This window comes from Bradyrhizobium sp. Arg237L (genome assembly GCF_029990105.1).
In the GTDB taxonomy this organism is placed as follows: Bacteria; Pseudomonadota; Alphaproteobacteria; order Rhizobiales; family Xanthobacteraceae; genus Bradyrhizobium.
This window is the reverse complement of sequence record NZ_JAQMIL010000014.1, coordinates 15,175-28,388: the sequence shown is the minus strand read 5'-3', so window position 1 is coordinate 28,388 and position 13,214 is coordinate 15,175. Positions and strand designations below refer to the sequence as shown.

The 13,214-nt window shown below is 63.1% G+C and carries 12 protein-coding genes; 9 read left to right on the top strand and 3 right to left on the bottom strand.

The annotated features are described in order from the left end of the window. Positions 1-90: 90 nt before the first annotated feature. From OZ411_RS11000 to OZ411_RS10985, 4 genes are all read left to right on the top strand, one after another. Positions 91-756: an FMN-binding negative transcriptional regulator gene (locus tag OZ411_RS11000; RefSeq protein WP_282527947.1), complete on the top strand. Its 666-nt coding sequence runs from the start codon at positions 91-93 to the stop codon at positions 754-756. Beyond that, on the top strand, positions 753-1,733 hold the full coding sequence (gene argC / locus OZ411_RS10995) for an N-acetyl-gamma-glutamyl-phosphate reductase (protein WP_282527946.1): 981 nt from the start codon (positions 753-755) through the stop codon (positions 1,731-1,733). Before OZ411_RS11000 ends, argC begins: the two co-directional genes overlap by 4 nt. Before the next feature lie 441 nt (positions 1,734-2,174). Further along, complete coding sequence (locus tag OZ411_RS10990) at positions 2,175-3,143, top strand: ABC transporter substrate-binding protein (protein WP_130578376.1); 969 nt, start codon at positions 2,175-2,177, stop codon at positions 3,141-3,143. A 37-nt stretch (positions 3,144-3,180) separates the two neighbouring features. Beyond that, positions 3,181-4,170 (top strand): 2OG-Fe(II) oxygenase family protein, encoded by a 990-nt coding sequence (locus OZ411_RS10985; protein WP_130578377.1) that lies wholly within the window; start codon positions 3,181-3,183, stop codon positions 4,168-4,170. A gap of 10 nt (positions 4,171-4,180) precedes the next feature. On the opposite strand, the gene OZ411_RS10980 is transcribed toward OZ411_RS10985, so the two are convergent. Both OZ411_RS10980 and phaC read right to left on the bottom strand, forming a co-directional pair. Beyond that, positions 4,181-4,579 (bottom strand): MAPEG family protein, encoded by a 399-nt coding sequence (locus OZ411_RS10980; RefSeq protein WP_130578378.1) that lies wholly within the window; start codon positions 4,577-4,579, stop codon positions 4,181-4,183. A gap of 92 nt (positions 4,580-4,671) precedes the next feature. After that, the gene (gene phaC, locus OZ411_RS10975; RefSeq protein ID WP_282527945.1) at positions 4,672-6,477 is read right to left on the bottom strand and encodes a class I poly(R)-hydroxyalkanoic acid synthase; all 1,806 of its coding nucleotides are present in this window, start codon (positions 6,475-6,477) and stop codon (positions 4,672-4,674) included. A gap of 290 nt (positions 6,478-6,767) precedes the next feature. On the opposite strand from phaC, the gene OZ411_RS10970 reads away from it, so the two are divergent. From OZ411_RS10970 to OZ411_RS10950, 5 genes are all read left to right on the top strand, one after another. Then, a complete protein-coding gene (locus OZ411_RS10970; RefSeq protein ID WP_282527944.1) occupies positions 6,768-7,037 on the top strand; it encodes a hypothetical protein in 270 nt (89 codons plus the stop codon). Positions 7,038-7,242: 205 nt separating this feature from the next. Next, entirely contained in the window at positions 7,243-8,463 is a 1,221-nt protein-coding gene (locus tag OZ411_RS10965) for an LL-diaminopimelate aminotransferase (protein WP_282527943.1), read from the top strand. A gap of 80 nt (positions 8,464-8,543) precedes the next feature. Then, positions 8,544-9,863 carry a homoserine dehydrogenase gene (locus tag OZ411_RS10960; protein WP_282527942.1) on the top strand — a complete coding sequence of 440 codons (1,320 nt, stop codon included), beginning with the start codon at positions 8,544-8,546 and terminating at the stop codon, positions 9,861-9,863. Positions 9,864-9,938: 75 nt separating this feature from the next. Continuing rightward, the gene (glpX, locus tag OZ411_RS10955) at positions 9,939-10,937 is read left to right on the top strand and encodes a class II fructose-bisphosphatase (RefSeq protein ID WP_282527941.1); all 999 of its coding nucleotides are present in this window, start codon (positions 9,939-9,941) and stop codon (positions 10,935-10,937) included. Between the two features lie 67 nt (positions 10,938-11,004). Then, positions 11,005-11,724, top strand: a complete 720-nt coding sequence (locus OZ411_RS10950) for a haloacid dehalogenase type II (protein WP_130578384.1) — start codon at positions 11,005-11,007, stop codon at positions 11,722-11,724. Between the two features lie 195 nt (positions 11,725-11,919). Here OZ411_RS10950 and OZ411_RS10945 read toward each other — a convergent pair whose 3' ends face one another. Then, entirely contained in the window at positions 11,920-13,014 is a 1,095-nt protein-coding gene (locus OZ411_RS10945; RefSeq protein WP_282527940.1) for a methyl-accepting chemotaxis protein, read from the bottom strand. Between the last annotated feature and the right edge of the window lie 200 nt (positions 13,015-13,214).

Here is a 13,214-nt window from a genome sequence, read left to right as displayed (position 1 = left end):
CCTCTGCCGCCGGATCACCTCCCGCGGCATCTTTCCCAAGAAAAGAAACGCGGTCGGTCTGGCGGCTCCTAGCCACCTCCGGAGTTCGACATGTATACGCCACCGCCGTTCAAGCCCGACCGCGCCGCAAGTCTCGCCTTTGCGGAAGCGCGCGGGTTCGGCCTTGTCTGCGCCTGGGACGGCGCCAAGCCGATCGCTTCGCCGCTGCCGTTCTACCTGTCCTATGGCGCGGACGGGACGCCGCGCGCGGTGTTTCATCTCGCCCGTCACAATCCGCTGATAAAGCTTGCAGGGACTTCGTCCTGGCTGCTGGCCGTCACCGGATCGGATGCCTATGTGTCGGCGGATTGGTATATCTCACGCGATCAGGTGCCGACTTGGCTTTATCAGGCTGTGCATCTGAGCGGTCCGGTACGGCCGCTGTCGGATGACGAGCTTGCGGTGCAGATCGATACGCTCAGCGCCAAGTTCGAGAACAGGCTGCTGCCGAAGAAGCCGTGGACGTCATCGAAGATGACCGCCGCACGGCTCGAGGCGATGAAGAAGGCAATCGTGGGTCTTGAGATGACGGTTGAAGAGGTCGAGGGTAGCTTCAAGCTCAACCAGCACAAATCCGAAACCGACTACGCAGCGGTGGCGAGCGCGCTCGCTTCGCAGACCGATGCAGGCGCGCAACAGATTGCGCATCTGATGCGCCAAGCGCGGCCGCAGGCCTTTGCAAGTGAACCGAACAAGCTCGAAAGGAGCGAGCCATGAGCCTCTCTGACGTCAAGCCATCCCCGACCGTCGGCAGCGCCGCCAAGCCCGCCGTGTTTGTCGACGGTGCCAGTGGAACAACGGGCCTCGGCATCAACGAGCGGCTTCGGCTGCAGAATGACGTGGTGGTGAAGAGCATTGCCGAAGAAAAGCGCAAGGACGCAGGCGCCAAGCGCGCGCTGATGGAGGAGGTGGATCTGGTGATCCTCTGCCTGCCGGACGATGCCGCGAAGGAGACCGTTGCGTTGATCGATGGCATGGGCGCCGCGGTACCCCGGGTGCTCGACGCATCGACGGCATTCCGCGTCGCCAGCGACTGGACCTACGGCTTTCCGGAGCTCGCGGCGGATCAGGCGGACAAGATCCGCACCGCTCGGAAGGTTTCCAACCCCGGCTGCTATCCGACCGGCGCGATCGCGCTGCTCCGCCCGCTGGTCGACGCCGGCCTGCTGCCTGCGGACTACCCGGTCACCGTCAACGCCGTCAGCGGCTATTCCGGCGGCGGAAAGTCGATGATCGCGAGCTTCGAGGACGGCACCGCGCCAGCCTTCGAACTTTACGGTCTCGGTTTCGAGCACAAGCATGTGCCGGAGATGCAGCTTTACTCGCGGCTGACGCGCCGGCCGATCTTTGTGCCGTCGGTGGGCAACTACCGGCAGGGCATGCTGGTGTCAGTGCCATTGCAGCTTGAGACACTGCCGGGCAAGCCCGGTGCGGCCGACCTCCACGCTGCGCTGGCGAAACGCTACGCCGGAAGCCGCTACGTCTCGGTCATGCCGCTTGAGAACGAGGCCGCCAAGAGCGGGCGGATCGAGCCCGAGGCGCTGAACGAGACCAACAGGCTCGAACTTTATGTCTTTGCCAGCGACAAGCACCATCAGGCGGTGCTGGTCGCGCGCCTGGACAACCTGGGCAAAGGTGCCTCGGGCGCGGCGGTGCAAAACATGCGGCTGATGCTGGGGCTCGCTGAGGCCTAAGCCTGAAGCGGGCGGCACTGTTCTGTCATGCTGAGCGCTTCGCGCAGCGATGCGCTCAGCATGCTGCCGGAGCGACGTTGGACCATCGGCGCTGAGCGGCGCAATCGGGGCGCGCTCCAGGCTTACCAGGAAACTGGATGAAGTCAGTCGCCGCACATGAGGGCGCTCGTCCGCGATCCGATGGCTGGCGCGCACAGGGCGTATCCTGTCTGCGTACGCTTTTTGCGAACACAATGCGCAAAAAATGATGCTCGTACGCAACGCTTTGCGGTGCAAGACTTCCTGTTGCCTTGCAATCCAGTGGTCGCCGAGCGCTCCGCAAACACGGAGATGAAGCTGGCTCGCAGGCTCAGCTTGCCGTTGTGGTGACGACGATGGCGCCCCGACGGTCGGCTGAATCACTTCCAGTCCAAAGGGGCAGGCATGCGGACCGCTACACTCATGAAACAGTGTCTTACTATCTGTGCGATGGCCTTGTCGGTCATGGGTTCGCCAGCCCAGGCGCTCGATAAGGTTGTTTACGGCCTAAACTGGGTGCCACAAGGGGAGCACTGTGGCTTCTTCCAGGCCCAGGCGAAGGGCTACTACAAGGACACTGGCCTCGACGTCGAACTTCGTCCCGGCAATCCAAACGTCAATATGCCCCTCATGGTCGCTGCCGGCGAAATCGACATGGGCATGGGGTCGAGTTTCACAACGCTCAATCTGGTCAATCGGGGCGTGAAGGCCCGTACGGTCGCGGCATTTTTCCAGAAGGACCCGCAGACGCTGGTGGCTCATGCAGGCCAGGGCGTTTCCACCCTGCAGGACCTGAAGGACCGGCGGATCATGATCGGCCAGTTCTCACGAAACGAATTCTGGCAATTCCTGAAAGCCAAGTTCGGCTTCTCGGATGATCAGCTGGCGGCCTACAGCTATTCGGCTGCGCCGTTTCTTGCCGATCCCAAGGCCGTGCAGCAAGGCTATATCACCGAAGACGCCTTGCTGCTCGGCAAGGCCTTGCCTGCACCGCCCGTATCGATCCTGCTTGCCGACTATGGCTACGACAATTACGCGACCACGATCTTCGCCACCGACGCCTATATTGAAGGTCATTCCAACACCGTTCAGGCCTTCGTCGACGCAACCCGAAAGGGGTTCGAAGAATGTATGACGGGTGACGCCACACCGGCCATGAAAGCTATCCTCGCCGTCAATCCAACCGGCGGAGAGGAACTGTTCCGCTTCAAGCTCGATCAGATGCGCAAGCGCGGGCTTGTCCTTGGGGGCGATGCCGACAGGCTGGGGATTGGCGCCATGACGGACGAACGCTGGACCCGCTTCTTCGACACGCTCGCCACGGCAGGAGTCTATCCGAGAACGCTCGACGTGAGATCCGCCTACACGCTGCGATTCAGCAACACCAAATGACCGCTCGACCCCCTGGTATGTTTGCCGAGAGATTTCGATGCCTCAGATGACTCTTCCCATCGTCGATATAGCTCCCTTCGTCCATGGTGACGCTGCGGCCCGCCAGAAGGTCGGACTGGCGTTTGGTCATGCGTTCGAAAGCATCGGTTTCGCCGTTGTGGTCGGGCACGGGGTGCCGGAACAGCTCGCGAGCGACACCTATGGCGCTGTGAAGGACTATTTCGCGCAGCCCATGGCGACGAAGCTGCAGAATGCCGCACCCGAGAAGACCAAGGGGCGCGGCTATCTGCCGATCGGAATCGAGAGTGTCGCCAAGACCCTGTCGGGCGAAACGCCGCCTGACCTGTGCGAGGCCCTGGTGTTTGCGGCTCCACACCGGGCAGCCCACAGCGGCCGGCCGAATATATGGCCCGCCAGTCCGGTCGGGCTTCGAGACTTGGTTGAAGCCTGGTCGGCCGAGATCATGACGCTCACCGCTCATCTCACGCGTCTTTCGGCGTTGGCCCTCGATCTGCCAGAAGACTATTTCGCGTCCTCGTATGCCGATCCATCGATCACGCTGCGCTTTGTACATTATCCCGATCAGCCGCAACCGCCTGCGCCGGGTCAATTGCGCTATGGCGCCCATCATGACTACGGTGGCCTGACCATCCTGCGGCAGGACGAGGCGCCGGGCGGCCTCGAGGTCTGTGATCGCGACGGGACATGGAGCGAGGTTGGCGTCGTCCCGAACTCCTTCGTGATCAATGTCGGCGATCTGATGTCGCGATGGACCAATGGCCGCTGGCGCTCGACGCTGCATCGGGTATCCAACCCCGATCGCAGCCTCACAGGCTCGACCGCGCGCCTGTCCATGGTGGCCTTCACGGGACCGAACGAGTCGGCCGAAGTCGCCTGCCTCCCGACTTGCGTCGATGCGAAGCATCCCGCGCTGTACGAGCCCGTGTTGGCTGGCGACTACATTCGCGCCAAGCTGACGGCATCCATGGATTTGAGCATGAAGCCCGAGGCCAGGCCACAGCCGTGAAGCACTGCAATCAGAGCACCCTGAATATCGCCAGCGCGAGCACGGCTTGCGCGAGGAAGCCGATGACGAAGGCGAGGGTGCGGAACACCGGCAGGCCGAGCGTGTAGACGATCAGGTGCGCCACGCGCGACCAGAAATAGACGGCGCAAGCGAGCACGGTCCATTTGGTGGAATAGTCGATTGCATTGAGGATCAGGACCAGCGGCGCGAAAACGATGAGGTTCTCGACCGCGTTGTCATGCGCGAACATCAGCCGGTTCGCCCAGTCGGCGAGAGGCTTGTCGCCGCGCGAGGGGTTGGCCATCGCGCCGGCGAGGCCGCGGACCTGGCAGCGGTTGATGATGTAGGGAATCCACAATATTCCGGTCAGAATCACCGTCAGCGTCAGCCAGAACAGTTCACGCGTCATTGGTTTCCCCTCGATTGATCCGCGTCCCGTCTGGAGCGTGATTTTTCTGCTCCAAGTGGACGCTTGATTATACCGAAGCGGCGCGCATCGCGCTATGCGCGCACCCGGACATAGCTGCCGGGGGCTTCTTCGATCGGCGGCAGCGCCTCAGACCCGACAGCGCGCGCGGGGACTGCCTCGGCATCGATGCTTTCCAGCCATTCGCGCCAATCGGGCCACCACGATCCCTTGTGCTCCTTGGCGCTCTTCAGCCAGTCGGAAAGCCTGGCGTCCTTGATGTTGTCGTTGGTCCAGTACTGGTACTTGTTGGCCGCAGGCGGGTTGACCACGCCGGCGATATGGCCGGAACCGGACAGCACATATTTCACGGGCCCGCCGAAGAACTGCGAGCCGTACAGCACCGACTCGGCCGGCGCGATGTGATCCTCGCGGGTCGCGAGGTTGTAGACCGGCACCTTCACCTTGGAGAGATCGAGCAGCGTGTTGTCCAGCACCATGCTGCCAGAGGAAAGCCGGTTCTCCAGGTAGCAGTTGCGCAGGTAATAGGAATGGTTCGCCGCCGGCATCCGCGTCGCGTCGGAGTTCCAGTGCAGGAGGTCGAACGAGGTGGGCGGCTGCCCCTTCAGATAGTTGCTGACGACATAGGACCAGATCAGGTCGTTAGAGCGCAGCATGTTGAAGGCCATCGCCATCTTGCTGCCCTCGAGCACGCCCCGCTGCTCCATGTCGCGCTCGAGCGCCGAGATCTGGTCCTCATCGACGAACACCAGGAGGTCGCCGGCATGGGTGAAGTCGACCTGCGCGGCGAAGAACGTGGCCGACGTGACGCGCACGCGGCGCTTCTCGGCGAGCCAGGCGAGCGTCGCGGCAAGCAGGGTGCCGCCGACGCAATAGCCGACGGTGTGCACCTTCATCTCGCCCGTCACCTTCTCGATGACGTCCATCGCGGTCAGCGGTCCCTCGGTCATGTAGTCGGCGAAGGTCTTCTTGCCGAGCTGGCGATCGGGATTGACCCAGGAGATCACGAACACGGTCAATCCCTGGTCCACGCACCATTTGATGAAGGACTTCTCCGGCCTGAGATCGAGGATGTAGTACTTGTTGATCCATGGCGGCACGATCAGGAGCGGCGTGCGCAGCACCGTCTCCGTGGTCGGCGAGTACTGGATCAACTGCATCAATTCGTTTTGATAGATCACCTTGCCCGGCGTGGTCGCCATGTTGACGCCGACCGCGAGGTTGGTCGGGTCGGACTGGCGGATTCGCAGCGTGCCGTGGCCGGCCTCGATGTCCTCAGCCAACATCTTCATGCCGCGAACGAGGTTGTCGCCGTTCGTCTCCATCGTGGTGCGCAGCACTTCCGGATTTGTCAAAACGAAATTCGACGGCGCCAGCGCGTTGGTGATCTGCTGGACGTAGAACTCGGCCTTCTTGCGGGTATGCGGATCGACGCCCTCAGCGTTGCGCACGAGTTCCTGCGCCCATTGCGCGGTGAGCAGATAGAGCTGCAGAATGAAGTCGAAGAACTGGTTCGACCGCCATTCCGGGTCGGCGAAGCGCTTGTCGCGCGGTGGCGGATCGATCGCGGCCTTGGCTTCCTGGCCGGCCATGCGGCGGGCGGCCGAGCCGAACAGGTCGAGATAGGCCTTGCCGAGCTTGGTCTGCAAGTCGGCGGCCCGATCCTGGTCCGAGAGCCAGTATTCGGCGACCGCGGTGAAGGTCTTGATCACCTCCGCAAACTCGCCTCCCGCCTTATCCTTGATGTCAGCGTTCTCACGCGGCTTCAGATAGGCTGCAAGCGCCTGGCCGGAGCTCTCCAGCGCACGCGCAATGTTCATTGCGAAGGCTTCGCCGTCGAACTTCTTTGTGGCCTGGGTTTCGAGGGTAACGTCGCTCATGCAATGGACATTATCGCTTCAATTGAGCCGCGTCATCGCGCGGTGCGGCAAGGAAGATGTAGGATTTCTCTAGGTTTTCGCATTGTTGCACTGCGACAAATTCCTCCCAGTTCCGACACATTGAAGCCGCATCAATCGGATTTGTTGTTCACGACTTAATCGTTTCGGGCGACAATGGTTTGAACGGTTAGGGCAGGGCCGAAGCGATCAGACGATTTGTCGCTGCAAGGCTCGTACCAGTGATTAGTTACCGGCAAGTGGGGACTTCCGGACGTATGCGTATCGATCGAATGAAAAGGCTGCTCGCGGTCGGCGCGCTGCTCGTGTCCGCGGTTGCGCTTGGCGGCTGCTCCACGTCGATCGCGGATCTTCCCGGCGTCGGGGTGCCAGCCGATGCCCCGGCGCGTCCGAAGGAGGCCGGCGGCTATCTCCCGGTGCACGACATGCCGCCGGATCGTGAGGAGGCGCCGATGAAGCCGGCAGAGCAGGCCAAGATCGAGGCCGAGCTGAAGGCGGCCCGCGACCGCCAGGCTGCAGCCGCGCAGAACGCCGGTAAGTGACGGGGCGGAATCGCTGGCGCTGCCACCGCTACATGCTAAAAGAACCTCGATTCAACCGCATATCCGGTCGCCGAGCCCAGATTTTGCGTCTGGAAACGCTCTAAGTCATTGATTGGGCGTAATTTCCGGGCCAAACCGGGCTTGGTCTCGGCAAACCGCGCAAACGCCCGCGATTCTGCCGTGCCGGTCGTCGGAGCAAAGGTCCATGGAAGAGTTCTATCGCATTCGCCGTCTGCCGCCTTACGTGTTCGAGAAGGTCAACCAGGCCAAGGCGGCCGCGCGCAATGCCGGGGCCGACATCATCGACATGGGCATGGGCAACCCGGACCTGCCGACGCCGCCCCATGTGATCGAGAAGCTGAAGGAAACCCTCGGCAAGCCGCGGACCGACCGCTATTCGGCCTCGCGCGGCATCAATGGTCTCCGCAAGGCGCAGGCTGCGTATTATGGGCGGCGGTTCGGCGTGAAGCTCAATCCGGACACCCAGGTGGTGGCGACGCTGGGCTCGAAGGAGGGTTTTGCCAATGTGGCGCAGGCGATCACCGCGCCCGGCGACGTCATCCTGTGCCCGAATCCGAGCTATCCGATCCATGCCTTCGGCTTCCTGATGGCGGGCGGGGTGATCCGCTCGGTGCCGTCGGAGCCGACGCCGCAATTCTTCGAGGCGGTGGAGCGTGCGATCATACATTCGATCCCGAAGCCGCTCGCGCTCGTGGTCTGCTACCCCTCCAACCCGACGGCCTATGTCGCCGACCTCGACTTCTACAAAGATCTCGTCGCCTTCGCGAAGAAGCACGAGATCTTCATCCTGTCGGATCTCGCTTACGCCGAAGTTTATTTCGACGACAACAATCCGCCGCCTTCGGTGCTGCAGGTGCCGGGCGCGATGGACGTCACCGTCGAGTTCACCTCGATGTCGAAGACCTATTCGATGGCCGGCTGGCGCATGGGCTTTGCGGTCGGCAACGAGCGCATCATCGCGGCGCTGGCGCGGGTGAAATCCTATCTGGATTACGGCGCCTTCACGCCGGTCCAGGTGGCCGCGACCGCGGCGCTGAACGGGCCGGACGACTGTATCCGCGAAATGCGCGAGACCTACCGCCGCCGGCGCGACACGCTGGTAGAGGCGTTCGGCCGCGCCGGCTGGGATATCCCGCCGCCGCAAGCTTCGATGTTCGCATGGGCTCCGCTGCCGAAAGCGTTCGAGGATGTCGGCAGCATGCAGTTCGCAACCCTCTTGGTCGAGAAGTCCGGCGTGGTGGTGTCTCCCGGCGTGGCCTTCGGCGAGCACGGCGAAGGCTTTGTCCGCATCGCGATGGTGGAAAACGAGCAGCGTATTCGCCAGGCCGCGCGCGGTGTGCGCCGCTTCCTTGAAAGCGGCATCGAAACGTTGCACAACGTGGTTCCTCTCGCCAACCGGCGCTAGGCATGATCCCGAAAAGTGGAATCCGGTTTTCGGATCAGATCATGCTTAGGTCATAAAGTCCTCCGGCAGGTTTCTTCTCGATGGTCGCACCGCTGAAAGTGGGCATAGCGGGGCTCGGCACCGTTGGCGCCGAAGTCGTCCGCCTGATTGAGCAGCAGGGAGCCGCCTTGGCGGCGCGCAGCGGTCGCGGCGTGCGCGTCGTCGCGGTCACCGCGCGGTCGAAGGCGAAGAAGCGCGGGCTCGATTTGCGCGGCATCGACTGGGTCGAAAGCCCGCAGGCGCTGGCCGAGGATTCCAACGTCGACTGTTTCGTCGAATTGATGGGCGGCGCCGATGATCCCGCGTTCTCGGCGATCGAGACCGCGCTCAAGGCCGGCAAGTCGGTGGTGACAGCCAACAAGGCGCTGATCGCCAAGCACGGGCTGAAGCTCGCCAAAGCCGCCGAGCAGAATGGTGGCGCGCTGAATTACGAGGCCGCGGTCGGCGCGGCCATTCCCGTGATCAAGACGCTGCGCGAGGGGCTCTCCGGCACCAGCGTCAACCGCGTCTACGGCATCCTCAACGGCACCTGCAATTACATCCTGACGCGGATGGAGCATGAGGGATTGTCGTTTGAGGAATGCTTGAAGGACGCACAGCGGCTCGGTTACGCCGAAGCCAATCCGTCCTTCGATGTCGACGGACACGACACCGCACAAAAGCTTGCGATCCTGGCGAGCCTCGCCTTCGGCACCAAGGTCGCGCAAACCGCTGTCTATGTCGAAGGCATTTCCTCGATCACGCCCGAAGACCTGCGTGCGGCGGAGGAACTCGGATATCGCGTCAAGCTGCTCGGCGTTGCGGTGCGAACCGCAAAGGGCATCGAGCAGCGCGTGCATCCGACCATGGTGCCGAAATCTTCGTCGATTGCCCAAGTGATGGGCGTCACCAATGCGGTGACGATCGACGGCGAGGGCATTCCGCCGATCACCCTGGTCGGGCCGGGGGCAGGCGGGGCTGCGACCGCGTCCGCCGTTGTTGCCGATATAGCCGACGTCGCGCGCGGCATCCGCGCAACGCCGTTCGGGCGGCCGGTCGACAGCCTACGCGCCACGACAAAGGCGCCGATGGAGCGCCATGAAGGCGGATATTACATCCGCCTTCTGGCCCGCGACCACGCCGGCACCGCCGCGACCATCGCAATGCGGCTCGCGGAACAGAAGATTTCGCTGGAATCGATCGTGCAGCGCCACCGCAATGGCGGTGATGTTAACGGTACGGCCAAAAAAGCTTCACCGGTTCCGGTCATTCTGATTACCTATGCGACCAGTGAAGACGCGGTTCACCGGGCGCTCAAGGCCGTGCAGCGCGACAGGGTCATCAGTGGTCGCCCGCAGGTGATCCGAATTGAGAAAAATTAGTGTGCGATAGCGAACGCCTTCTACGTTAGATGATTGAATGCGGGCGAGGGGCCCGAAGGCTGAAGGAGTGCAGAGATGTCGACCCATATTTCCGTCCCGCCGCAACTCTTGCTCGAGCGCATTCTCACGCTCGAAATCGTGCGGGTAACGGAGCGGGCGGCGGTGTCGGCCGCGCGGCTGCGCGGCCACGGCGAGGAGAAGGCGGCCGACCAGGCCGCCGTCGACGCGATGCGCCGCGAACTCAACAAATTGCCGATCGAGGGCACCATCGTGATCGGCGAAGGCGAGCGCGATGAGGCGCCGATGCTGTTCATCGGCGAGAAAGTCGGACTCAATGCCGGGCCGAAGGTCGATATCGCCGTCGACCCGCTGGAAGGCACCACGCTTTGCGCGAAGAGCATGCCGGGCGCGATCGCCACGATGGCGATGGCCGATGGCGGCACGCTGCTGCACGCGCCCGACGTCTACATGGAAAAGATCGCGATCGGTCCGGGCTACGGCAAGAACGTGATCGAACTCGACGCGTCGCCGGCCGACAACATCCAGCGGCTCGCCAAGGCCAAGGGCGTGCCGGCATCGGCGATCACAGCGCTGGTGCTCGACCGTCCGCGCCATGCCGACATCATCGCGAGCATCCGCTCGACCGGCGCCGCCGTGCGCCTGATCACCGACGGCGACGTGGCCGGCGTGATCCACACCACCAACCCGGACGAAACCGGCGTCGACATCTACATGGGCACCGGCGGTGCGCCCGAGGGCGTGCTGGCCGCGGCAGCGCTGCGCTGCATCGGCGGCCAGATGCAGTGCCGCCTCATCCTCGACAGCGAGGAGAAGCGCGAGCGCGCGCAGAAGATGGGCATCACCGATCCGAAGATGATCTACGGCATCGAGGACATGGCGCGCGGCGACTGCCTGTTCGCCGCCACCGGCGTCACCACGGGCTCGCTGCTGACAGGCGTCAAGTTCAAGAAGGACACGATCGAGACCGAGACGGTGGTGATGCGCTCGGTCACCGGCACCGTGCGCTACATCAAGGCGGAGCACCGCCAGCTCGAGAAGTTCCATCTCGACTGAAGTGAGCCGTCATTCCGGGGAGCGCTGATGCGCGCCCCGGAATGACAAGAAAAAACGGGAGGCGAGCATGGCCGATCTTTCGGCGGTGAAGGCGTTGGTGTTCGACGTGTTCGGCACCGTTGTCGACTGGCGCACCAGCCTGATCAACGACTTCACGAACTGGTCGAAGACGCGCGGCATCGAAGCCGACTGGACCGCCCTCGTTGACGGCTGGCGCGCGGTCTATGTCGCCTCGATGGACGAGGTGCGCAAACATCCCGAACACGGCTATGTCATCCTCGACGTGCTGCACCGCCGCTCGCTGGAGAAGCTGGTCGAGCAGCAGGGCATCAAGGGATTGACGGAAGCCGACCTGCAGTACCTGACGATGGGCTGGCACCGTCTGCATCCCTGGCCCGACAGCGTGGCGGGGCTGGCGCGGCTGAAGACGAAATACATCATCTCGCCGCTCTCGAACGGCAATGTCGCACTGCTGACCAACATGGCGAAGTTCGCAGGGCTCCCCTGGGACCTCATCATGTCGGCCGAACTGTTCGAGCACTACAAGCCCGATCCGGAAACCTATCTCGGCGCCGCGAAATTGTTGTGCCTGCCGCCGGAGCAGGTGATGATGGTGGCCGCGCATAACGGCGACCTCAAGCATGCGCAACAGAACGGCCTGAAGACTGCCTTTGTGGCGCGTCCGACCGAATACGGCCCGCTGCAGAAAGTCGACTTCGAAGCAACCGGCGACTGGGACATCGTCGCCAAGGACTTTGGCGCGATCGCCGATCGGATGGGCTGCTAGTTCGTTGCGAGAAGAACGCAGCGGAAAACCTAAGAGGAACCCGCCACACAAAAGCTCCTCATCCTGAGGAGCGCCCCTCAGGGCGCGTCTCGAAGGATGGCCGCGGGTGACAGTGGGGCCTCATGGTTCGAGATGCCGCTGTGCGGCTCCTCACCATGAGGGGCGCACAGCAACGCGCTGGGTTGCAGCACTCGTCTAGGAAGCCGCCCCGCAGAGAATGACGCCGTACCAGCCGAGACCCTTGTAGGTCTCGTAGCCCGGCGTGGCGTGGAAGGCGACCAATGCGCCGGAGCGGTCGTGGTAGAAGCCGCTGCGCTGGCCGCCCAGCGACAGTGAGACGTGCTCGGTCAGAAGGCCCTTGCTGTCGGACGCCGCGATCACCCGGAAATTGGAATCGATCAGCAGCACGCGCGCTTTGTCGGCGGCGCCGACGCGTACACCCTGGACGATGGTGCGCGCCTGCGGCTCCCAGTCGAAATGGATCGCGAGCACGCCTGTCGGTTTGCCATGGGCCTTGCCGCCTTCGCGGACGCTGGCGCAATAGGTCGCGACCTGGGCATTGCCGAGCAGCGGCTGGCACTCGACGTCGCCGGCGACATAATCGTCGCCCGAGCGCAGGTCGCGCGCCTGACGAAACCATTTTGTAGCCGCGACATTCTGGCCGATCACCTTGAAGCGATCGGCGCGCCCGTTGGCGAGCACATTGCCTTCGAGATCGCAAAGCCAGAGATCGAGATAGACGGTGTAGGCGGATAGGATCACGCCGAGCCGCTCGGAAGCGTGTGCGACCACTGCCGGTTGCGGTGAAGCGGCGCAGTCGACGACGGCGGAATCGGTCGCCCACCAGCGCACGTCGCAGGTGCGTTCATAGAGGTTGCGGTCGATCAGTTCGATCGCATTCAGCGACAGGTCCACCATGCGCTCGCCGCGCGAGCGGTCGGTCATGCGCTCGATCGAGCTCATGAGACTGCCGGTGCGCCGCGTCAACTGCGTCTCGAGCTCGCGCGCGATGGTCTCGACCTGCTGGCCGACGCCGCGCACTTCCTGCGCCACCACTGCAAAGCCGGCGCCTTGCGCGCCGGCGCGCGAGCTCTCGATCAGCGCATTCAGCGCCAGCATCTTCATCTGGTTGGTGATCTTCTGGATCGACCTGGTCTTCTCGCAGGCGATCTGGTTGACCTCCGCGGTCAGCCGCGCGATCAGGGCCGAAATGTCGGATTCATCGTCGACGTCAGGTGAGACCGCCGATTCGCTCGCGATTGATTTCGCGCGCGGGAGCGCGATGGACATAGGCGGACTTCCCCTGCATTAAGCCTTTGACCGCTTCCTGCGGACGGAACGGAACCAAAAAAATCGCACATCAAACGCGCGTCCTTTTTCGGGGATTTCGGCTAACGTCGGCTTAATTTTCCGAAATTGCCACCTATGTGGGACTGCACTTTATTTTAGCACTCCGCTGTTTCCTGTCGTGAATCCCTCTCCTGACACCG